The sequence below is a fragment of the Prosthecobacter vanneervenii genome (genome assembly GCF_014203095.1).
GTDB lineage: Bacteria > Verrucomicrobiota > Verrucomicrobiia > Verrucomicrobiales > Verrucomicrobiaceae > Prosthecobacter > Prosthecobacter vanneervenii.
Genome location: NZ_JACHIG010000001.1, coordinates 408,595 through 430,736 on the forward strand (window position 1 = coordinate 408,595; position 22,142 = coordinate 430,736).

20 protein-coding genes and 1 tRNA gene are annotated in these 22,142 nt (G+C 60.6%); 5 read left to right on the plus strand and 16 right to left on the minus strand.

The annotated features are described in order from the left end of the window. Positions 1–4: 4 nt before the first annotated feature. From HNQ65_RS01420 to aroQ, 8 genes are all read right to left on the minus strand, one after another. The gene (locus HNQ65_RS01420) at positions 5–550 is read right to left on the minus strand and encodes a hypothetical protein (RefSeq protein ID WP_184337638.1); all 546 of its coding nucleotides are present in this window, start codon (positions 548–550) and stop codon (positions 5–7) included. Between the two features lie 136 nt (positions 551–686). Next, positions 687–1,724, minus strand: coding sequence for a Gfo/Idh/MocA family protein (locus tag HNQ65_RS01425; RefSeq protein WP_184337639.1), 1,038 nt, complete (start codon positions 1,722–1,724; stop codon positions 687–689). A gap of 212 nt (positions 1,725–1,936) precedes the next feature. After that, complete coding sequence (gene rplI, locus HNQ65_RS01430; protein WP_184337641.1) at positions 1,937–2,431, minus strand: 50S ribosomal protein L9; 495 nt, start codon at positions 2,429–2,431, stop codon at positions 1,937–1,939. Positions 2,432–2,545: 114 nt separating this feature from the next. Further along, positions 2,546–2,761 (minus strand): DUF4404 family protein, encoded by a 216-nt coding sequence (locus tag HNQ65_RS01435; protein WP_184337643.1) that lies wholly within the window; start codon positions 2,759–2,761, stop codon positions 2,546–2,548. Positions 2,762–2,840: 79 nt separating this feature from the next. Further along, positions 2,841–3,398, minus strand: coding sequence for an NUDIX domain-containing protein (locus tag HNQ65_RS01440; RefSeq protein ID WP_184337645.1), 558 nt, complete (start codon positions 3,396–3,398; stop codon positions 2,841–2,843). A gap of 78 nt (positions 3,399–3,476) precedes the next feature. Beyond that, a complete protein-coding gene (locus tag HNQ65_RS01445) occupies positions 3,477–4,142 on the minus strand; it encodes a hypothetical protein (RefSeq protein WP_184337647.1) in 666 nt (221 codons plus the stop codon). Between the two features lie 86 nt (positions 4,143–4,228). Beyond that, positions 4,229–5,233, minus strand: a complete 1,005-nt coding sequence (locus HNQ65_RS01450; RefSeq protein ID WP_184337649.1) for a non-reducing end alpha-L-arabinofuranosidase family hydrolase — start codon at positions 5,231–5,233, stop codon at positions 4,229–4,231. Positions 5,234–5,238: 5 nt separating this feature from the next. Beyond that, positions 5,239–5,835 carry a gamma subclass chorismate mutase AroQ gene (aroQ, locus tag HNQ65_RS01455; protein WP_184337651.1) on the minus strand — a complete coding sequence of 199 codons (597 nt, stop codon included), beginning with the start codon at positions 5,833–5,835 and terminating at the stop codon, positions 5,239–5,241. Positions 5,836–5,937: 102 nt separating this feature from the next. On the opposite strand from aroQ, the gene mnmA reads away from it, so the two are divergent. Further along, the gene (gene mnmA, locus HNQ65_RS01460; protein WP_184337653.1) at positions 5,938–7,014 is read left to right on the plus strand and encodes a tRNA 2-thiouridine(34) synthase MnmA; all 1,077 of its coding nucleotides are present in this window, start codon (positions 5,938–5,940) and stop codon (positions 7,012–7,014) included. A gap of 54 nt (positions 7,015–7,068) precedes the next feature. Here mnmA and HNQ65_RS01465 read toward each other — a convergent pair whose 3' ends face one another. The 6 genes from HNQ65_RS01465 to HNQ65_RS01490 form a co-directional block, all read right to left on the minus strand. Next, complete coding sequence (locus tag HNQ65_RS01465) at positions 7,069–7,527, minus strand: VOC family protein (RefSeq protein WP_184337655.1); 459 nt, start codon at positions 7,525–7,527, stop codon at positions 7,069–7,071. A 103-nt stretch (positions 7,528–7,630) separates the two neighbouring features. Beyond that, complete coding sequence (locus HNQ65_RS01470) at positions 7,631–8,593, minus strand: helix-turn-helix transcriptional regulator (RefSeq protein ID WP_184337656.1); 963 nt, start codon at positions 8,591–8,593, stop codon at positions 7,631–7,633. Then, on the minus strand, positions 8,590–9,147 hold the full coding sequence (locus tag HNQ65_RS01475; protein ID WP_184337658.1) for an AlkZ-related protein: 558 nt from the start codon (positions 9,145–9,147) through the stop codon (positions 8,590–8,592). The genes HNQ65_RS01470 and HNQ65_RS01475 overlap by 4 nt, the downstream gene beginning before the upstream one ends. Positions 9,148–9,160: 13 nt before the next feature. Continuing rightward, positions 9,161–10,855 carry an ABC transporter permease gene (locus HNQ65_RS01480; protein ID WP_184337660.1) on the minus strand — a complete coding sequence of 565 codons (1,695 nt, stop codon included), beginning with the start codon at positions 10,853–10,855 and terminating at the stop codon, positions 9,161–9,163. An 18-nt stretch (positions 10,856–10,873) separates the two neighbouring features. Then, on the minus strand, positions 10,874–12,559 hold the full coding sequence (locus tag HNQ65_RS01485) for an ABC transporter substrate-binding protein (protein ID WP_184337662.1): 1,686 nt from the start codon (positions 12,557–12,559) through the stop codon (positions 10,874–10,876). Next, positions 12,556–13,635, minus strand: a complete 1,080-nt coding sequence (locus tag HNQ65_RS01490; protein WP_184337663.1) for an ABC transporter ATP-binding protein — start codon at positions 13,633–13,635, stop codon at positions 12,556–12,558. Before HNQ65_RS01490 ends, HNQ65_RS01485 begins: the two co-directional genes overlap by 4 nt. 213 nt (positions 13,636–13,848) lie before the next feature. Here HNQ65_RS01490 and HNQ65_RS01495 point away from each other — a divergent pair. Further along, positions 13,849–13,925 (plus strand) — tRNA-Pro (locus HNQ65_RS01495). A 93-nt stretch (positions 13,926–14,018) separates the two neighbouring features. Here the strand turns inward: HNQ65_RS01495 and HNQ65_RS01500 are convergent. Next, on the minus strand, positions 14,019–16,118 hold the full coding sequence (locus HNQ65_RS01500) for an alpha/beta hydrolase family protein (protein WP_246437481.1): 2,100 nt from the start codon (positions 16,116–16,118) through the stop codon (positions 14,019–14,021). A 59-nt stretch (positions 16,119–16,177) separates the two neighbouring features. Between HNQ65_RS01500 and HNQ65_RS01505 the strand changes: the two genes are divergently transcribed. Then, the gene (locus HNQ65_RS01505; protein ID WP_184337665.1) at positions 16,178–17,461 is read left to right on the plus strand and encodes a Gfo/Idh/MocA family protein; all 1,284 of its coding nucleotides are present in this window, start codon (positions 16,178–16,180) and stop codon (positions 17,459–17,461) included. A gap of 218 nt (positions 17,462–17,679) precedes the next feature. Further along, entirely contained in the window at positions 17,680–18,363 is a 684-nt protein-coding gene (locus HNQ65_RS01510) for a hypothetical protein (RefSeq protein WP_184337667.1), read from the plus strand. 113 nt (positions 18,364–18,476) lie between these two features. Here the strand turns inward: HNQ65_RS01510 and HNQ65_RS01515 are convergent, their stop codons facing one another. Beyond that, complete coding sequence (locus HNQ65_RS01515) at positions 18,477–19,652, minus strand: NAD(P)/FAD-dependent oxidoreductase (RefSeq protein ID WP_184338420.1); 1,176 nt, start codon at positions 19,650–19,652, stop codon at positions 18,477–18,479. 257 nt (positions 19,653–19,909) lie between these two features. On the opposite strand from HNQ65_RS01515, the gene HNQ65_RS01520 reads away from it, so the two are divergent. Beyond that, complete coding sequence (locus tag HNQ65_RS01520) at positions 19,910–22,111, plus strand: TonB-dependent receptor plug domain-containing protein (protein WP_184337669.1); 2,202 nt, start codon at positions 19,910–19,912, stop codon at positions 22,109–22,111. Positions 22,112–22,142: the final 31 nt, after the last annotated feature.

Below are 22,142 nucleotides of genomic sequence, written 5' to 3' on the forward strand. Positions count from 1 at the left end.
CTGGTTAGTGCCTGTGACTGCCGTGGTAGCCACCACCGCTGCCATTCCACCCGCCACCACCGCTGCCGCTCCAGCCAGAACCGTGGCTGCCGCCGCCACTGTGAGGAAAGCCGCCACCAGTGGAACCTCCGCTGGGAGGAGACCAGTTGTGCGGGAATGCATGGCTCACCTGGCTGTGGTAGCTCGAGGGATGGTTGTTGAAATAAAACGGCACCGAGTGGGAGGCCTGGATCGTGCGCGGTGAGTAGCCCGGCAGCGTTGGGCCTGACATCCAGCGGTTGCCGCTCAAGTAGTGGTACTGCTGCGTGGGGCGGTGGTAGTAGGCGGAGTAGCGCGGGTAGTAGGAGTAGTTGTAGCTGCTGCCATACACCGGCACATAGGGGCGCAGGCCCACGGGATAGCCATAGCCGCCGTAGCCATAGTTTCCGTATCCATATCCTCCTCCATAGCCGTAGCCACCGTAGTATGGGTCGCAGCTCGTGAGGGTTAGGAGTGCCGTGACCAAAAGGAATCCGGCTTTGCCGACGGACAGCAGGTTGTGCGTGTTCATGGGAGAATCATTCTTCATTGCTTTGAGAAAGCAAGAGACGCTGTGAAAGGGAAAGTGCTCAAAAAAACAAAACCGCGTGGCATCCAAAGATACCACGCGGTCGTTTAGGTGGGGGCGCTGCGCCGCAGGATGGTGCTTAGTCCAGATCGGAGATGCGCACCGGCTTGCCTCCTTGGGCTGCGCTCTTGTCAGAAGCAAAGATGACTTCAAAGGTGCGTTGAGCTTCAGTAAAGCTCGTCAGCGGCATGTCCTTCCCAGCGTCCAAGGCGTCAAAGAAGGCCTGGAACTGAGACTGATAGGGATGATCGCTCACGTCGCCTGAATCCAGCATCTTCATGGAGAGCTTGCTCCAAGAGTGCTTGTCAGTGTGCAGCTTCATGGAGTGGAATTTGTCGTCCAGCAGGCTGCCCTGGCTGCCGCACAGGTGGGTGTGGAAGTAGTAGGGCTGCAGGCAGTCCACAACAGCGGCGGCCTTGCCCACGGCACCATTTTTGAAGTGGATGAGCGTCACGCTGGTGGTGTCGTATTCGTAGGGCTTGAAGATCTCGCTCTGAGTCTTGGTGGAGAAGCTGGTCACGCTTTCGATCTCGCCGCCCATGACCATGAGCAGGGCGTCCAGCGCATGGCAGCCGGCGGTGAGCAGTGCACTGCCGCCGTCCTTTTTGCCGGTGTTCCAGCGGAACTGGCCGTACCACGGGCCGATGCCGTGGTAGTAGTCCACTTCGCCGTAGTGCAGGCTCCCGAGAAGGCCCTCGTCGATGACGGCCTTGGTCACCTGGAACTGATTGGAGAAACGGCACTCAAAGCATACGCAGCCCTTCACTCCATTCGCTTTGGCAGCAGCCACGATCTCGCGCACTTCCTGCAGGGAATTGGCCATCGGCTTTTCCAGAATGATGTGCTTCTTGGCGTTAGCGGCGGCCACAGCCTGGTCACGGTGCTGGCTGGGATAGCTGGTGATGTCCACCACGTGGATGTCAGGACTGGCCAGCATCTCGTCAAGGTTCTGGTAGCTCTTGATGGGGGAGCCGTGCTTGGCACTGAGTTCGGCGTCGTCCAGCTTGCGGGAGGAGTAGATCGCGGTGACCTGCGCCTGATTGGTCTTGTTGATGGCTTCGATGTGGGCGGTGGCGGCCCAGCCGTATCCGATGATTCCGACGTTGTATTTCTTCATGGTAAAAGGTTCGTTGCATGCTCCAAACCGGAGGCAGAATTGTCAATACCAATACCCTGTACGGAAGTGTCTCTTTCGAGTGTTTTTGCGGCCAGAGCCTCATGGCGTTAGGAAAAGCATAAAGCAGGCATGCAAACGCTAGAAAATAACAAAGCCGCGTTTATCACGCGGCCTTGCCTAGGTTTTGGGGTTTGTGAGAAAAACAGCAGCGCTTATTCAGCGGCGGCTTCTTCTTCGGCGGGAGCGCTGTCTCCAGCGGCGGACACTGCAAGCTTCACAGTGGCTGTGATGTCGTGGCCGAGCTTCACGGTGATTTCGAAGTTGCCGGTGTTTTTGATCGGCTTTTCCAGCACGATCATGTGGCGGTCCACCTCGATCTTGGACTCCTCAGCCAAGGCCTTGGCGATGTCGATGTTGGTGATGGAGCCGAAAGCCTTGCCACCCTGACCGGTGGAGAGGGTGAGCTTGAGCTTCACCTTCTTGAGCTTGGAGGCCAGCTTTTCAGCTTCGGCCAGTTCCTTGGCTTCACGCTCAGCGCGGATGGCCTTGAGGCGCTCGGTGTGGCGGAGATTTCCCTTGGTGGCCTCGTAGGCCTTGCCCTGGGGAAGCAGGAAATTACGCGCAAAACCGCGCTTCACGCTGACGACGTCAGCTTCGGCTCCGAGGCCTTTGATTTTTTCTTTGAGAATGACTTGTGTGTTTGGCATGGCGACAGTTTCCCCGGGGAAAAAGGGGCGCGAAACTACACGCCTCCTAAGTTCTGTCAAAGGCGGATTGCAGTCTTTTTAAAGAAAGCGGAAATGATAGGCCTCCCTGACGGTTCAAATGCCCATGTTGGCCAGGGTGGTGGCCAGCCGGTTCATGAAGCCTGTGGCCTCCGGGTGGGCGGCCTCCAGCTCTTCTACTGAGGAGATCCACTGTCCCTGCGCCGCCTGCTGCTGGGCCAGCAGCTCCAGCAGCTTTTCCTTCGCCGTCGCAGGCAGGTCGCCTGCTTCTTCCACCATCTTCTTCAGTTCGAGGAGTTGCTCCGAGGTCATAACGTGTATGAATGCAATTCTGTCACCGCGTGCGGGCGGAGACAAGGCTTTTACATGAGTCTGAATGGGGATTTTTACCTCATCCTTTACGTCCGGCCACCGCCAGCAGGGCCAGCACGCTCACGCTATCGCGGATGCGGCCGTCTCGTGCCATCTGGATGGCTTCGCTCAGCGGCAGGCGCAGCAGTTCCAGCTGCTCGGTGTCCTCTGGCTGGGCCTTGCCGTGGGTCAGGCCGGTGGCCACAAAGATGTCACACACCTCATTGGTGGTGGAGTTGGAAAGCTGAATGCCGGAGAGCAGGGGCTCTATGGTGGCGGCCGTGATGCCGGTCTCCTCAAGTAGTTCGCGTCGGGCGGTGTCAGCCGGGGCCTCACCTGCTGGGCAGCCACCCTCGGGAATTTCCCACTCGTAGCGCCCATGGCAGTAGCGCCACTGTCCTACCAGCCAAGTGCAGCCCTCGTCATCGATGGGGACCACTCCCACTGCGATGTTTTTATACTCCACCACACCATAGATTCCCGGGCCGCCAGAGGGCTTGATCACCTGATCCTCACGCACGCGCAGCCAGGGGTTGGCATAGGTTTCACGGGTGGAGACTGTTTTCCAGGGATTCGGGTGCTGCGGGAGTTCGGTCATGGCGGGAGAGTCAAGAGCGCCGCTGCGCGGTCAAGGTCGCGTAAACAACGCCGCTGTAACAGGCTGTTTCGGACCGCTTTACTTGCTCTCCACGGTGCTCACCACCACGCCATCGGCATACACCTTGTAGCTTTTGAGAGCCTTCAGCACGGGGCCGATGGTGGCGTGGTTCTGGTAAGGGCCCAGGTAGCCGTACATGGCCATGCCCTTGACCATTTCTTCCGGGATCGTCTTGCCTGGCACACGCACGGCGCTGACCTTGACATCGGGACCCAGGGCAGTCATTTCGAGGGAGAAATCCACCTCGCCCACGAGGTAGCGCTTCTTGTCCTCCCAGAATTTGGCCGTGTTCATCGGCAGGCTGGCGTCGGTGGTGATGGTCTGCTTGGCGGCATCGAGCGATTTTACCCGCAGCATGTCCTTGTAGCTGCCATTGCCTCCATCTGGCGCGAGAGTTAGCAGGGCATTGAGATCCACCACGCTGAACTTGAGCGTGGCGGGCTTGCCCGCAGTGACATCAGCAGCAAAAGCAGTAAGCTTCTGCTCCAGTCCTGGAACGGCCTGCACAGCAGGGAGCTGCACCGGGGCTGGCTGGCTGACTGCTGCTATGGCGGCGTCCATCGTCGTCAGCGTGTAGTAGCCCCACCAGACTATAAAGACAAAGACCCCGACAACCGCTGCCATGATGACGCAGCCGTAGCCGGAGTGGAATTCGCCAGTGGGAGTTTTTTGGATCTTTGCCATGCCTTCATCTGAATGCGGGGAGCGCAAAGATCAAGTTGAGCCTGTCTACCGTGGCAGGAAGCCCTAGTTTCCAGCATGCCCGCTCATCAGGGCTTGATGCGTTCCAGTACACCGATGCAGGGTGTCTTGCTGCTCCCATGTCCTCCATGGAAAATGAAACCAGCAAAAGCTGGATCAAGAAGCATATGCTCATCAATGCTCGTGCGCAGAGGCTCCCCGTGCACGATATCCCCCGTCCAGTCTCCATCCTGCATGCGGATGTTGTTCCATCCGGCCAAGGGAGACTCTGCGGTGGCCAGCTCTGCATGCCAGGGGCCTTCGAGCTTTTCGGCTACATAGCTCTGCTGATATTGGAGCCGCCTGCCATCTGCTTCCTTCTTTGCCCCGGTGAGGTTCATCCAGTAGCGTGGAGGTTTGCCCGGCATGTCCAGGCGATAGGTGTGGCTGGCGTAGAGGAAATCACCCTCCAGCGCCACGACGGGTTTTGACCAGCCGTTTGGGTACTTTTCCAGCGCCGTTTCAGAGCGCCACATACGTCCCCCACCGGTGGCAAAGAGGTGTGCCTTGGTGTCGTCGCAGATCACGTAAAAATCCATCCATGATTTGACCGGCTTGTCTCCAGTCTCAGGTGGTGGGACATCCAGAATGACCGGCTTGCTCCATCCCTGGGGGGTGCTGAGGTTCTCATTGGTGCTGAGCACAGGCACGCTTTTGGGATAGCGCCCACTCGTGTCTGCGATCTGGCCGATGAAGTGCCACTGCTTTTTCGGGCTGTAGAAAAACACCTGCGGCACGAACGCGCCCTCCACGGGGAGCTTGACCGGCTGTGGAGACGGACCGCCAGGTTTGAACTCATCAAGCGCGAAATACATGGACCCAGCAAATACATGCCACCTGCCATCATGACGCACCGCACAGGGGTCAAGCAGCTTGATCGGTGCGCCCTGGGAGGGCTGTGAGAGGTCCAGCACCGGCGCTCCAAGACTCCAATGCGGCATGGCAGGCTGCTGGGCGGGGCAGGTAGTTGTGGAAAACAGGGCTGCCAGCGGCAGGAGAAGACTCAGTGCAAGGGATGAAGGAGAGGCGTTCATGAAGGTTATCTTCTGCTGGTGGTAGGTGTCGCTTGGGGCTTGGTAGGAATTGGTTCATGAGCCGTTCGGCGCAATGCTGCAATCAGCCCCTGCAGCGCAGGCTGGGCAACAGTCTCCGTGTAACCTGCCTTGGCCAGGCGCTCACGGGTCTCTTTTTCGATCAGCAGGGCATCGCTGGAGCAGATCTCCTGTGTTTCCTGTGCCAGCCGCTCGATCATCTTCCGTCCGATCTGATCCAGCGCTGGACGGATGGTGGTGGCGAGGTCGGGGGCCTTGCCACCACTAGCAGCGGGGTGCTGCCACAGCCATTCCTCCTGTCGCACCTTGGCCGCCTGTATCTGCCCGCTGAAGAATAGCCGCACCTTTTGAGCCGGTAGTCCGGCAGCCGTGCCGCGCTGCATCATGGCGTTCAGCAGCTCGGCTTCGCGTTTCGGGTCTGTGATGGGCAGCCCCTTGGCACGCTTGGCCTCAGCCACCTCATCCATCCAGTCCAGCCGCTGCACCATCAGCACAGGCAGTGAAGAGGAGCCGCCCCGAATGCCTGCGCAGCTGGAAAGCAGCAAGCCCCACTCAAAAAGAACCACAATTAAAACAGATCTCATGCACGCATGATGAGACGTTATCTGCTGTATGGCAAAGGCTTCGGTATATCACTCAATGCGCCTCTTGATTGACGGAAGCTCACAGCCGCCGATTCTCATACAATGAAGATTCTCGCAGCCATGTCCGGAGGCGTGGACAGCAGCGTGGCCGCCGCCGTGCTCGTCCGCGCGGGGCATGACGTGTCCGGTGTGTACATGAAGAACTGGATCAACGAGGAGAACATCATCGGCCACTGCCCTTGGGAGGAGGACATCACCGATGCCGAAGCGGTGGCCAAGCAGCTCGGCATACCTTTCCGTGTGGTCAATCTCATGACCGAGTACCGCGAAAAGGTCGTGAAGTACCTCCTCGAAGGCTACCAGGCTGGCATCACGCCAAATCCTGATGTGATGTGCAACCGTGAGATGAAATTTGGCGTGCTCTGGGAGTGGGCGCGGGAGCACGGCTTTGCGGCCATTGCTACAGGGCACTATGCTAGAAAGCTGGATGCAGGCACCATCCTGCGTGGGGTGGACCCCAACAAAGATCAGACCTACTTCCTGGCCATGATGCAGCCGGAGCAGGTGCGCATCGCGCAGTTTCCCATCGGCCATCTGCTCAAGCCTGAGCTGCGGGATCTGGCACGTGAGTTTGGCCTTTCCACGGCGGAAAAGAAAGACAGCCAGGGCATCTGTTTCATCGGCCAGGTAAAGATGGAGGACTTTCTACGCACCTTTGTGCCGGACAAGCCCGGTCCTATTGTGAATCTGGAAGGAAAAGTCATGGGGGAGCACCGTGGCCTGCATCTCTACACCCTCGGCCAGCGCAAGGGGCACGGCGTCGCCAGCCCCATCCACAAGCAGGCCTACGTCGTCGTGGCCAAACGACCGCAGACCAACGAGCTCGTTGTCGCCATCGAAAATGCGGACACTCCGCTCCTCTGGGCGCGGAAAGCCACGTTGCACACCATCTCAAGCACCGGCGTGCCTTTGACGGAAGAACGTCTGCTGCAGGCCCAGCCACGCTATCGCTGCCCGGCTGGCAATGCCACCTTCCGCCCGCTGGGAGATGGCCGTGCGGAGCTGGAATACGCGGAGCCTCAGCGTGCGCTTACGCCTGGGCAGATCTGCGCTTTATATGACGGCGAACGCCTTCTTGGCGGAGCTGTGTTTGAGGCGGTGCACCATGAATCCTCATAGCTCTTGGGTGAATCTTCAGCCAGGCGGCCCCGCCACCTGGCTGAGACAAAGGCCCTATTTTGAACCTTCACTCATGAAGGCCTGCGCGCGCTTGAGCAGCTCGTCCGGCGGCACGTCTTCAAGGTGCTGGCTGAAGCTCCAGCGGTAGCCGAAGGGATCGCGGATCATCGCAGTGCGGCTGCCCCAGAACTGATTGCGCGACGGGCTTAGCGGAGAGCCGCCTGCTGCCAGCGCGCGTTCAAACGCCTTGTCACAGTCTTCAACCTGAATCGTAAACCCGCAGGGCGCCATGCCACCCGCAGGGATGGCGTGGGCGTTCGCCGAGGGGGCTTCGTCCGAGATATAGATGTGAGTGTTTCCGATCATGAACTCAGCATGCGGCACCACGCCTGGGGCCGGGGAGAGGCGGAAGAGCTCCACCGCGCCAAAGGCGCGGGCGTAGAAGTCGAGCGCATCAGCGGCGCTTTTGCAGGTGAGGGAAAAGGAGACGGTGGGTTCGTTGGGCTGGCTCATGGGGTGGGTCTTGGCTTGTGTTTTGTTAAGATGGATCGCAGTCAGTGGCGATCACCTGCCAACATTCGCACCACCTCCTGACAACCCTATGTCAGGGGTGTTTTCATCCGAGACGTTTTTTCTGCCGATGATGTTCTGCGGTGGCCTGCGCCATCTCGGCCACCTTTTCACACAGCACCTGTGGCGAGATGATCTCAGCATCGGTCCCAAGGCTCAGCAGCCAGCGGGAGACGTAGGGGAGCCCTTCGGAGCGGTAGGCGAAGCGTACGCGCGCACGCCTTCCCACGACCGGCACTTCCTCCACGATCGTGGGCCCCCAGAAACGGCGCACGCTTTCGAGAAGGTAATCAGGAACTTCGATGATCGCAAAGTCGCTGCGGTCAGGCACCACGCATTTGGCCAGGTGTTCGTCCAGATTGAAGCCCGGGCACGGCGGGATCGGCTCTGGCAGAGTTTCGCAGCGGACGATGCGGTCCACGCGGAAGTCCCGCATGTCCTCGCGCAGCCGGCACCACGCGATGAGGTGCCAGTGATCCATGTAGAAGACCAGCCCGCGAGGTTCCACCAGACGCTCGGTGGGCTCACCGCGTGCAGCACCGAGGTAGTCCAGCCGCAGCACACGCCCCTCCGCCATGGCGCGCTGCACGGTGCTCAGCGGCACGCTGCCCTTGGTCGGCGGGCGGGTGCCGATCACCATCGTCTTGCGCAGGCGGTCCACGCGCCCCTGCAGTCCGGCAGGCAGCACGGCTGTCACCTTGCCCATGGCGGAGCGGATCGCATCGCGCATGGAGGCATCCGTCATGCGCTCCACCAGCAGCCCTCCGGTCACAAAGGCAAAGGCCTCCTCCGGCGAGAACATCACCGGTGGCAGGCAGTAGCCACTCATCAGGCTGTAGCCCACGCCCGGCTCTCCCACGATGGGCACGCCGCCTTCTCCCAGCGCCGCGAGATCTCGGTACACCGTTCGCTCCGTGATCTCAAAATGCTCCGCCAGCTGCGCAGCGGTGATGACCCGGCGCGACTGCAGCAGCATCACCATGGAGACGAGACGGTCCGTGCGGTTCATGCCTCGCCTCCTATATCGGGATACTGCTCGGTAAACGGCAGCCAGGTGTCGCGCTTCAGCTTCGGCGCATTGGATCGGGTGATGTTCAGCGTCACTTGCAGCTCCACCAGAGCACCGTCCACCTTGCTTTTGGTGATCGCGCCGGAAGGCGAGAGCGCCTTGCGCAGCTCTGCCGTGGTATGAGGCTCGCTGCGGATCAGCTCTAACGCACGCCGCGCCAGCGGGCTGCAGGTGGAAACTGGCCGATGCTGAGCCGGATAGTGCACGCGCCGCAGGTAGTCCACGCACATCAGCATGGCCAGTCCGCCGGGCAGCTTGCCGTAAAAGATCTCGTCGGGGAACTGCGCAGGCAGCTCGTTTTTCCAAGCCCACACGGCCTCCACCTTCTGGCCCCAGCCCTTCTGTCCGGGCTGCCTGCCAGGCAGATCCACAGCATCCCACAGGCAGGGCAGGTCGGAGGTCTTGGAGCCAAAGATGAGGCAGGTCTTCACCTGCAGGACGAACTCATAGGCCTGCTCGAAGGTTTTGATTTTGACGGGGCGCCTGGGCTTCATGAGTGCATGTTGTTTACCCACGGAACAGCGTGCCGAGTTTCTTCCCCAAAATCACCCCGGCACCGAGAATGGTCACGGCCAGGAAGAGCATGGCCCATACGCCGAGGGCGGAGGCCAGATTGGGACCGCTGCCAAGTGCCAGCACCAGCGAGTAGATGGCCTTGGTGATGGGGAAGTACGTGGACTGCTGCGCTAGGATCATGCTGTCGCTCACCTCCAGCATGGCAAAGGAGAATGCCAGGAGACCGCCAGCCACGAGGTTCGGAGCCACGAGCGGCAGCGTCACGCGCCACAGCGCCTTCTCCGGACGTGCGCCGAGATTTTGCGCGGCCTCCTCCAGCGCGGGGCTCACCTGCTGGAATCCGGCGGCGGCAGAGCGCACCACATACGGCAGTCTGCGCACCGCGTAGGCGATGACCAGCAGCATCAGCGGATCCTCCCCCAGCATGAGCCAGTGGAAGGGCCGCCCCTCGCGCGTCATCGCCAGATAGCCAAAGGCCATCACGATACCAGGGACTGCCAGCGGCAGCATGGCCATGGCGTCCAGCAGCTGGCGCCCCCAGATGCGCGTGCGCACCGACACATAGGCCACGCCGATGCCCAGCACCAGCGCCACCAGCATGGCCAGCGCAGAGTACTTCAGGCTGTTGGCGATGGATGAGAGCGTGAGCTCATGACCCAGCGCATCATGATAATGCTGCAACGTGAGCGAGTGCGGCAGCACCGTGCCGTACCAGTCTTTGGAAAAGGACAGCAGCACCACTCCCATATGCGGCAGCACGGCCAGGAAGGTGACGCTGGCAAAGAGCGCCGTGCACACCCAGCCCAGACCAGCGGGCAGGGGGGCGGCCTCCCGTGCTGTGGTGGCACGTCCGCCACCGCCGGCATTCGCACTGCCAAAGAGCAGCCGGCTGACCAGATAGAACAGCGTGCTGAAGACCAGCATCACCGCCACCAGCGCATAAGGGAATGGGTTTCCACTCAGGTCATTGATGCTGCGGAAGACCTGCACCGCAGTGACGCGGTCGTAGTCAAAAAGCAGCGGTACGCCCATCTCGGTAAAGGACCACACAAACACGATCGTCCCGCCCGCAAACACACCGGGCATGATGAGAGGCAGCGTCACGCGCCAGAAGCGGCTCCAGGCATCACAGCCCATGTTTGCCGCCGCTTCTTCCAGGGCCGGATCTAGGTTTGAGAGAGCCGCCGCCGCATTCAGGTAAATGATCGGATACAGATGCAGCACCTCCATGAGGATGATGCCCAGCATGCGCTGCTGCCCCAGCCAGTCTGTGGGGTGCATGGCGTCCATCATTCCCAGGCTGATGAGCAGGCTGTTCAGCGCACCGGCCTGCCCGAGCAGTGATTTGATGCCGATGGCCCCCACAAAAGGCGGCAGGATCATCGGCATAAGCAAAAGGGAGTTCAGCAGCGCACGACCGGGAAAGGTGAAGCGCACGTAGCACACCGCCAGCGGCAGCGCCACGCAGAGCGCGCCCAGCGTCGTCCACACCGCGATGATGAAGGAATTCCACAGCCCCTCGCGGTAGAGTTCATTGAGAAACACCTCCGACACATACTCCAGCGTGAGCCGATGATCCGGCCCCCGAAACGCCGCCTCTAGCGCCGCCCAGATGGGGTAGGCAAAGAAACAGGCGAAGAACGCAGTCATCCCCAGAAAGATCAGCAGTGAGAGGAGTTTGGACATGCGTCTTGAGTGAGTGATTTACATCCCCCGCTCGGCAATGCGGGCGGCCTTGATGTATTGATTGCGAAAGGCGTCTCCCAGTTCGCGGGCTAGGCGGGTTTCCTGTACTTTGTCGCGAGCGGAGAGAATGCGGGAGATGTTGCCGGTGGCGGCCTCGTGCTTCACTCGGGTGAGATCCTCCAGCACGCGCACGGCACGCTCGGGCATGCCCTTGTCGATGATCTGCCGCCATGCGGTGTGCAGTTCTTCATGGGAGTCCACGCAGATGACGCGGACGATGAAGCGGATGGCGCTGAAAAGAGCTGCGGTGCGCTCGGGGTGGTAGGTGAAGGCGCGGGCCTTTTCAAAGGGCTGCTCCGCCCCGTCGCTCATGCGGGCGGTGTTTTCCGGCGTGTAGAGATCATGCCGCACGGGCAGTCGGCGCAAGGCGTGGCGGCGCGGGCCTCCGGGCTCTCCCACGCGGTAGCTCCACAGCTTCTGCCCGGCGTCTCCCAGCACAAACTCCATGAAGGCCGTGGCCAGTTCCGGACTGGGCGCACCGCGCAGCAGGCCGATGGGATCGACGCTGATGGACGTGCCGCCCAGCGGTGCGATGAAGCCCACACGCGAGGTGCCGTCCGCACGCCGCACATCCTCCTCGGCAGAGCGTCCGTAGAAGTCGATGCACATGCCCGCGGCAGCATCGCCCTTGGCAACCTCCAGCGGGATCTTGGTGGAAAAATCGGTGAAGTAACGCGCATTCGCGCTGATGCGCAGGATCAGGCGCAGCCCTTCATTCCAGCCCTCGGCCACAGCCTGCTCCTCCATCTGCTGCGGTGTCAGCTTGGACTTTGGCACTGACTTCAGCCGCTCCAGCGCCAGTTCAATCTGCTGCTGGATCAGCATCTCCAGCGCCTTCGTCACGGAGCCGCTCTTGCCCGGATCGCTCAGGGCTATCTGTCCGTAGTAGCGTGGATCAGCCAGGTCTGCCCAGGCGGTGGGATCGGCCTGGATGCCGATGCGGCGCAGCACATCGCGGTTGAAAACAATGCCGCTGCTGGAGAGGCAGGTGCCGCACCAGCGGCCCTGGGGATCGCGGAAGGGCTCGCCGCTGAGCTTTTCGGGGATGCCCGCATCGCTGAACCACTCGGGGTGCTTTTTGGCCAGCGCGCTGAGACCTGTCTTGATGCCATCACCTGCCACGAGCGTACCTGCGCGCGCCTGCTGCTCAAAGTCAAAGGCGCCGCCGCCAAAGAAGAGATCGATGCCTGTGCCCACATTCGAGTTCAGGTAGGCCTGCCGTGCGGGATCATCGGCAGCGGCTTTCGGATTCAGGCATGCCACGGCCACGGCAGGGCTCCACATCTGATGCAGCTTCTTTTCCCAGTGCTGCTGAAATGCCGCCAGCGCCTCCGACTTGATCAGCAGCGCGATCTCCGAGGTGCCGCCGGGCACACGCCAGTCGATGAAGAGCGTCTTTCCAGTCTTCTGTTTCCAGTGTGCGACAAAGGCGTGCCCGAATTCCTCGCGGATGCGGTCATGGTGCGGCGATACAATGATCAGCCGCCGGTCATAGTGTGCCGGTGCGGTGCTCTGCGTTGGCTTGAGCAGGAATGGACCCGCCAGCGTGGCCAGCATGAGCAGGCACACCGCAGTCTCCTTGCGCCAGTGCCCCAGCCATGATAGCAGGGCCTGCGTGCGCGGGTGCTGGAGCAGAGCCTTCATTTGCGCAGGATCACCACATCGTTCATCGCCACCATCACACGCACCTCGTCCTCGGAGGGAAGGCGGATTTCCTGGGGGTTGGTCTCGCACACTTTCATGAGCGGACCGCCGTGCACCTGGATGAGATACTGCACCGTGGCACCCAGATAGGTGGTGTCCACGACGTGTCCGGGGATGCGATTGGATGAATCCACCACGGTGCCAAAGGTCAGCGACTCCGGCCGGATGCTCAGCACCACAGGCTGACCCGCGGCTGGCTGCCAGGTGCCGTCATTGGTGCGGCCGCGCAGTGTTCCAAATGGAGTCTCCACATCGTAAAAGCCCGCCCAGCTGCTCTGTCGCATGGCACGGCCTTCGACGAAATTCGTCTCGCCGATAAACTCCGCCACCATGCGTGTGGCCGGGTGCCGGTAGATGTCCTGTGGTACACCCACCTGCACCAGCTTGCCCGCATCCATGATGGCCATGCGGTCAGCCATGCTCAGCGCCTCGTCGCGGTCATGCGTCACATAAATGGCCGTCAGCCCGTGCTCTTTGACGATGTGGCGGATCTCGGTGCGCATCTCCAGACGCAGCTTGGCATCCAGATTGGACAGGGGCTCGTCCAGCAGCAGGCACTTGGGGCGGATGACGAGCGCACGCGCCAGCGCCACGCGCTGCTGCTGTCCGCCGGAGAGCTGCTGGATCTTCCGCGTGCCCAGGCCTTGCAGCTTCACCTGATCCAGCGCCTCTGCCACGCGGTGCTCGATCTCCCGGCGCGGGCGCTTCCGCTCCTCCAGGCCAAAGGCCACGTTCTGCGCCACGTTCAGGTGCGGCCACAGCGCGTAGCTCTGAAACACCATGCCCGTGCCGCGACGGTGCGCAGGCAGGCGGGTTACATCCTCGTCATCAAACCAGATGCGCCCCTCGTCCGGCCGGTAAAAGCCCGCGACGTGGCGCAACAGCGTGGTCTTGCCGCAGCCGCTGGGGCCCAGCAGAAAGAACAGCTCCCCGGCAGGCACCTGCAGATCCACACTGCTGAGAACCACGCTGCCGCTGAAGCGTTTGGTGAGTTCCTGGAGTGTGATGGTGACCATGCGCTTGGGGTGAGGAAAAAGAAGGAGTCGAAAATCCTTCCATGGCTTTTACTAGAACTTGAGTCTCAAGGCAATTCGCAAGCCAGCCGCGCAGAGATTCTCACAAGAATGCAACATCGCAGTTGCAAAGCTTTCAGGACTCTCCACAATGCACGTCCCACCAACCGGAGCCACCCCAAATGCGGCGCCGCTGGCGGGAAGTCAAACCTAGGTCGGGCTGTAGTTCAGCCTGGTAGAACGCTTGCATGGGGTGCAAGAGGTCGTGAGTTCGAATCTCGCCAGCCCGACCACGGTTAACTGACTGTCCGTCATGAAGACACGGACGGTTTTAAGAGGACAAAAAATCCCTCTGCACACAAAAGCGCGAAACAAAACGAGCTGGCCTACTCTTGCTTCATGCCATCCGCAGCGCCCCAGGGTTCGATGAGCTGTAGCTTTTGTGCTTTGAGCGCCGCGTAGCAGTCGGGCAGGTCAAAGTGCTGCAGCACCTGTGGGACCATGATGGCGGCGGGCCACTGCTGGTCTTCGTGCGCGGCCAGTTCGTGGAAGGAGCTGAGTGCATGCTTGAGCGTGACCTGTTTAATATCCGGGCTGAGCAGCGCGGCAAAGGCGGCGGGCAGTGTGCCCCAGCCCTGAGCAGCCAGATGGATCTCCGTGTGTCCTGCTGCAGCGAGCAGCTGGATGACACGCAGCACGTCATAGGTGCGCTGCCCCGGCAGCGGGCGGTCGAGCATCTGGCTGAAGGCGGCGTAAAAGTAGTGGCTGCCGTAGCGGCCAAGAAACTGATTCGCACCGCAGGTGTCGGGCTGGGAGTCTCCCATGCCGCGCACATCGCAGGCAAAGAAGGCTGCGTCAGGCGCGGCGGCAATGAGCTCTTTGACAAAGGGATCGCTGCGCAGTTCGGCATCGGCGGAGCGATGAGAGATGTATAGCACGGCCTTGCTCTGTCCGCGTGGCAGGCGCGAGGTCAGCGCCTCGTCGCTCAGGCGTGTGACCAGCGCATGAATCAGCGGCTCCGTCTCCACGGCATAGGTGCAGTAGCCCTTGGTGGGATACTTGCGCGCGCCCACGCTGCGCAGGATGCGGTAGTCTGGCGCACTATCTGTCATCGTGGGCATCTTCAGCACCTTGCGCGCAGCTTTTTGCAATGCTTCGCCAGAGAGTGCCTTGCGCTTTGCGGCCAGATCGTCCGCCTTTTCCCGCGTGAAGGTCATAAGCGTGCGCGAGCCCGCCTCCGCCACCTGTCCTTTCGGTGTGCAGAGCAGCACTTCGTCTTTCTCGATGGTGAGCGCCGGCTCAGCAGCTGCGGCAGGGATGCCGGTGGCCTTGCCAAAGAATTGGTACATCGCCTCGCGGTTGGACTGCGAGTAACCGTGCGGATCGGGTCCGATGTGCAGTTGAATGTTCTCCGGTTTACCGAGCAGCGTGTAGAGCTTCTTGAGACGCTCGTAGCTTTCGGTGGAGCCGCGATTGTCAAAGAAGTCCTTTTCCTGCGCGAGGATGATCACCGGTTTCGGCGCCATCGCAGCAAGGAAGTCGCAGTGATCCAGATCCTGCGCCAGCACACGCGGCGGGCACTGCTCCATGTCCTGCGGCAGCTCGTTCTCCGCATCGCGTCGAAAGGTGGAGATAAAGCAGGAGGGCGCGCCCATGGTGAAGCGCGGCTCCAGCCCGCAGAGCCAGGTGGTCTGCGTGCCGCCGCCGGAGTTTCCAGTGATGCCGAGATGAGTGGTGTCCACCTCCGGGCGTGTGATCAGGTAATCAAGTGCACGGATGCCATCCCAGGCAAACCAAGTTCCGAGAAACTCTCCGACCAGCGCCTGTGGCACGCCCATCTGGTTGTGCTCCGAGGTGCCGCCACCTAGGCGTGAGCCCAGCTTTTCGTTCAAGTACTGAAATCTCTCTCCCTGGCCCACGGGGTCAATGAGAAAGCAGACCTGCCCCTGGCGCGCGAGTCCCTGCGCAAAGCTCTGGTAGGCCTCCGCCGCCTTGCCATTCAGCGAGTGACCGCATACACCGATCACACCTGGCGCCTTGGCTTTGCCACTAGTGGGCAGATAGAGGTTTCCTGTGACGAGATAACCCGGGCGGCTTTCAAAGGTGATGTTCTCGATGCGGTAGCCATCGCGTTCCATCGTCTTCGTCACCTTGGCATTCAGGGGTGTCTTTTCCGGCATGGGGCCAAAGCACTGGCGGATGCGCTCCTGTACAGACTTCACATAGGCTTCGGCGTCCGCCTTGGTCTTCAATGCCTCGCGTCGTGCATTGCCACGCTGCTCGGCGGCACGCACCTCCGCCACCAGCCAGTCCTGCATCATGCGCGGAAAGCGGTTCAGCGGCGGGAGTGCGGGTGCAGAGGCTGCTGTTTGCGCCATTGCACTGCCTGTGCTGCCAAAGAGTCCCTGCATCAGCGGCCAGCCCATGAGGCCCAGGCCGGTGGTTTGCAGAAAGTCACGACGGCGGGGCAGGGGCGAGGAATCCATGAGCGGGTGAAGAAATCGGGTGGGTGATGAATATCGGAAACGAGCTGCGTTTCTTTCCCATGTCTGCGTCTGCTTCCACTTCCCGCCGTCAGTTTCTACAAACTGCTGTTCCTTTCATCGTCTCCGCCGCCACACTGGGCCGTGCTGGCGCGGTTTCTCCCAATGAGAAAGTACGCCTGGCCTGCATCGGCGTGGGTGGGCAGGGCACGAGCAATCTGCGGGCGTTGATGGCGGACGAGCGTGTGCAGGTCGTGGCCATCTGCGATGTGGACTCCCAGCACGCCGCCGCTGCCGCCAAGCTGGCCGGACTGCCCGAGAGCGCCATCTTCAAAGACTTCCGCGAGGTGCTGGCCCGCAGTGATGTGGACGCCATCATGAACGCCACTCCCGACCACTGGCACTCCAATGTAGCCATCGCCGCAGCAAAGACTGGCAAGGATCTGTATTCGGAAAAGCCCCTCGGTGCCAGCATCGTGGAGGGCCGTGCCATCTGCCGGGCGGTGGAAGAAAACAAACGCGTGCTGCAGTGCGGCACCTGGCGGCGCTCCGGCCTGAAGGTGCGCATGGCCTGCGAGCGCGTGCGCAATGGCTACATCGGCACGCTGAAGGAGATCGAGATCGGAGTGCCGGGGAAGTTTGCCATCCGTGGCGGCTTCACCGGCCTGGAGGCCCCCGAGCCCGTGCCCGCCCATCTGGACTACGCCATGTGGCTTGGCCCGGCGGCGGAAAGGCCCTACACGGCAGCGCGCTGCCATTTCAACTTCCGCTGGATCGAGGAATACGCCCCCGGCTACATCACCGACTGGGGCGCTCATTTCCTGGACGTGGCCCAGTGGGGCGCGGGCATGGACGAAACCACCCCCACCGAAGTCAGCGCCACCGAGGTGAAACGCCGTACCAGCGGGATCTATGATGCTGCCGAGAGCTTCCGCATCGAGTATCATTATGCCAGCGGCCTGCGTGTGGTGATGACCAGCACAGACGACAAAACCAAGTGGGGCACCAAATTCATCGGCAGCGAAGGCTGGATCTACACCGAGTCCGAAGTCCTCAAAGCCAGCGACGACGCCATCCTGCGCGCCAAGCTCAAGGACAGTGACGTGAAGCTCTTCGAGTCGAAGAATCACCACCGCAACTTCATCGACGCAGTCTATTCCCGGGGCCGCACAGCCGCCACGGCGGAGATCGCCCAGCGTGCCGCCACCACCTGCCACATCGGCGCCATCTCGGCCGCCCTGGGCCGCCCGCTCAAGTTTGACCCCAAAGCCGAGCGTTTTGAAAGCGACGACGCGGCCAACCAGATGCTGCTCAAGCCGATGCGCGAGGCGTGGAAGATCGCGTGACATGATCTTGGATTCAGACCGATAGGCAAGAAGTCCATTCAGTCGGCGAGCTTGTATGTGAGGTTATTCACAGAGCGACAATGTAACGTTAATAAGGTTTCCTTGACGGCAACCTGCTCTCCCGCTGAAATACGAGCCCTATGAGACGCCCTTGGATTAAGATCGAAACCTGCACACCGGACAAGCCGGAGATCTGCAGCCTATCCACTCAGCTCCGCATGGATGAAGATACGGTGATGGGCAAGCTCGTTCGTCTATGGAGTTGGGCCGAGCTGAATCGGATAGATCCTAACGACTTAAGCGTTACCAAAGAGTTTATTGATCGCGTGGTTGGGCGTAAAGGATTTGCCCTGGCACTTGAGCACACAGGCTGGCTGGTTGATACGAATGGGAAACTATCTTTTCGTAATTTCAAAAGGCACAACAGCCCTGTTGCGCAGAACAAGGCGCTGACTGCCAAACGTGTGGCCAGACATCGTTTGCGCAAAGCAGGAGCTAACGACGAATTACCATCCACAGCGTTACCAAAAAGAGAAAAGGGGACGACCAAGCGGGCTAAAAAAGTGGTCAATGCCGATCATGTTGAAGACGTAAAAATACGAAATATAGATTTAGAAGTCGGTGAAACAGTGTTTATATCCGACCACGAAGTGGCGGTGAAAAATGTAACGATCATGGAAGCACCTATCGTGGCCACTGATGCTCCTCAAGAGTCGATGGTGGTAGAGGTGCCTACAGATGTAGCCCCCCCTTCATTAGAGCCTGTGAGAGAAGCAGTTCAGCCGCTACCTGAGCAAACTACAGAAGGAGATGCTTTGGTGATTCAAGCCGAAGAACTAACCCCCAAAAAGAAGCGTGCCAAAGCCGCTGTTGAAGCGGACGATCAGCCCATGCTGTTTTGAGACAAAGGCACCAGCATCAAGTTGAGCTTCTGACCTAAGCTGCCGTCTCCAAGCCGAACTTTCGCAATGTTGGACACCATCAGGCGGAGCTGGAATGTTACTAGTGAACCGTTTCAAGATGAGGCACGGGCACCATCTGAATTTGCAGCGGTTCTTTCTCTCCAGCGGTAGCGTCGGGTCCAAGGATTGGGTTTATGCTCAACCACGTCTGCAATGATCCCACCCATGACGGGTGTAAATTTGAAGGCGTGCCCCGAGTCTCCTGCTGCGACGATGAGGCCTGGTCGATCCGGTACGTGGTCAATCCAGAAAGCTCCGTCAAAGGTGTCGCAGTAGAGACAGACGCGTGTGGAATAAAGCGGGGCTGCGGCCAGGCTGGGAAAGGTTTCTTGGAGAAAGGCTCGGTAGCGCGCTTCCTCCCCGTCCGGCAGGCTGCGGAGGGCGGAGGCCTCCACCCGGCGGCCTGGTCCATGATTCGCCACCTTGACCAAGCCATCAGCATTGGCTGGAAAGCCATACCAGCCGGTGCGGCCGATGTCTGCGCCCCAAACGGGGAAATGCGGTGGAGTGAATGGATCGGGATTCTCAGGCTTGAAATGAAATACGGTCTGCGCCGTGGCCCACATGACCTCTCGCAGTTCAGGCAAGAGACTTGGCGTCCAGGCACCTGCGGCAATGATCGTTGCATCAGCTTGCCAAGTGCGTCCGTCGGCGGAGGTGATGCCGGTACAACAGCGGTTTGCAAAAATGGGGCGGGGGTGAGCAACGTCCTCGTGAATTTGCACCCCGAAGGCTCGTGCCTCGGCGGCCAACCGGGCGATGACACGTCCGCTCTCCACCCAGCCTCCTCTGGGGTTCAGGTAGCCATCTTGGTAGGCATCGGCATTCCACGTGGGGTGACATTCCCGCAGCCTCTCAGCGGAGGTCCGGTGCAATGAGTGCCCACGGCCTGTTCCAAAGACCAGGCTGTCATGTTCAAAGCCGCCCGGCATGAGGGCTCCGCGAGACATCACAAGGAAACCTGTCTCATGGTAGAGGTTTTCTTTCCACTGTGCATTCCACTGATGCCAAAGCTCAATACTGCGTTCGCCCATCTCAGTGTGCTGTTTGTCGGTGGCATAGTCCATGCGAACCACCTTGCTAATGTCGGTGGAGGCGGCGTCTGGATGCGGGAGGCGGCCTTGGTCGATCAGGGTCACCTGCCAGCCGCGGGCTCGGAGCTCGAGTGCGGCTGTGAGACCAAAACAACCGCCACCCAGAATGAGAACTGAAGATGCCGTGGCTTTCATATCCGCCATTTTGGGACGGATGCACCGTTTCGGCATGCCTTTTCTGCGGACGGTATAAATGGCCAGATCACACCTCAGGCTGGCGACTGGCTGTCTGCCACCGGGGTGGACAACCGGCGCTAGAGAGAAGGCAGGGGCGCTGCCCATCGGTCAAAAGCCTGCCATTCCTAGTGCGATATGGATAAAAAGTGACCATTCGCCCCCTTTCCAAAGAGCGTGGATTGCCACTCTACGCAGGGGATGCAAAGAGGAGCGCGATGTTTGTCTCCCGTTCTTATATTCCCGCTCTCGCATTCTCGCTGACCGCACTGCTGGCCGTGCACGTACATGCTGCTGAAAAGCCCAAAAAGGAGACTGAAAAGAAAGAGCCCGATGAGCTGCCCACCGTGGTGATCACGGCCTCCAGAACAGCCACGGAGCAGAAGAAAGTGCCCCAGTCAACCAACGTGGTGGAGCAGAAGCGCATCGAGCACTACCAAGCCACTGCTCCCTCTGAGATGCTCCAGGAGCAGCCCGGGATCTGGGTGAACCAGGTGGCAGCGCAGGGGTCTCCTATCATCCGTGGCCAGATGGGGAACAAACTGGTGTATCTCTGGGATGGCATCCGCATAAACAACGGCGCCATCTTCTCCGGCCCCAATCCCTTCTTCAACCAGTTCCCCATCGACTCCGTGGGCCGCATGGAGGTGGTGCGTGGCGCGGGCTCCGTACAGTATGGCAGCGACGCCATCGGTGGTGTGATCAATGTCTTTTCCAAGCGCGGTGAATTCTCCGAGAGCCTGAACGTGGGTGGAGACATCTACTCCCGCTACGGCAGCAACAACTCGGAAATGACCAGCGCGATCAACACGCACGCCAGCACCAAGGAGCTGGCCTTTTCCGCCGGATGGTCCGCTCAGGACGTGGGGAACTATCACAGCTCCTCCGGCCCGCTACAGCCCACCGGCTTTCATGCCAGCGGCGGCTACGCCAACCTCGCCTGGCGTCCTGTGGAAGGGCACACCTTTCGCCTCTCCTGGGTGGGCAATGAGCGCACGGATGTAAAGAGCTACGTGCAGTCCCGGCTCAATGTCAACGGCATCCCCCGCATCTACACCCCGCTGGAGCGCCGTGGCATCGTGAAGATGGACTACACCGCCGAGGATCTTGGATTCCTCAGCAAGGAACTCAAGGTGTACGGCTACTACCAGTACTACGACCAGCTGCGCGAGCGCCGTGTGCAGAGCGCCACCACGTTCAACAACACCATCACCAACTCAGACCAGGACGTATGGGGGGTGGGCATCCAAAATGCCGCCACCTTCGGGGAAAACACCCGCCTCGTCATCGGCATGGACTACCGCCATGAGAATCTGTCCTCCTCCCAGGTGCTGAACTCCCGCGTGCTGGCCACCGGGGTCACCACCATCTCACAGCCGGCGGGCATCACACCGGACGGGACCTATGCGGTGTTTGACACCTTTGCCACACTCGACTTCAAGCCTGTGGACCGTCTGCTGGTGAACATGGGCGCACGCTATGAGAACACACACCTGCGCTCCCGTCCGGAGATCATGGACGTGATCCCCGGTGCCGGCTACTCCCTCAGCGATCTCATGGCCAACAAGTACTGGAATGCCGTGACCTGGAATGTGGGGGCCGTGTATCAGGTGACGGACTCGTTTGACCTCGTGGGAAATGTGGCCACCGGCTACCGCACCCCCACCTACAGCGATCTTCTCAGCGCGGGCACGCCCGTCTTCTCCAGTCTCACCGCCTCACTGCCCAGCGCCATGCTCAACCCGGAGAAGAGCGTGACCTATGAGCTCAGCGCACGCATGCACACGGAGCGCTTCAAAGGCTCGCTCACCGGCTATCTGACCCAGCTGCGCGACCTCATCGTCTCCACCACCTCTGGTACCGTTGTCATCGGTGGCGTGACTTACAATGCTACCCGCAACTCCAACTCCTCCAAAGGCTACATCACCGGCGTGGAGCTGGCCCTGGACTACCAGTTGGACAAGCACTTCAGCGTCTTTAACAACACCACCTGGACCTACGGCCAGAACCAGTCCCAGGCAGTGCCGCTGCGCTTCATCCCGCCGCTTTACGGCAGCTTTGGCGTGCGCTTCCAGAGCGAGGAGAAAAAATGGTGGGTGGACGTCTCTGAGTTGTGGGCCGGTCCGCTGATCCGCCACAATACGAGCGACGAAATCGACGCCGGTTTCTCCACCGACCCGGCGCTGGGCTCTCCCAACACGACCACCAACCTGCCGATCAATCCCAACTTCCAAATCCCAGGTTTCATCGTGACGAACATCCGCTCCGGGGTCAAGGTGTGGGAGCAGGGGAACAGCTCCTTCTCACTCACTCTGAATCTGAACAATGTTTTCGACTCCAAATACCGCGAGGCCTATTCCCAGCAGGAGCGCCAGGCCGCAGGCTTCAACGTGGTCGTGGGCGGAAGACTGACGTTCTAAGAAGACAGAAGAGGCGTGCCGCTTCTGATGG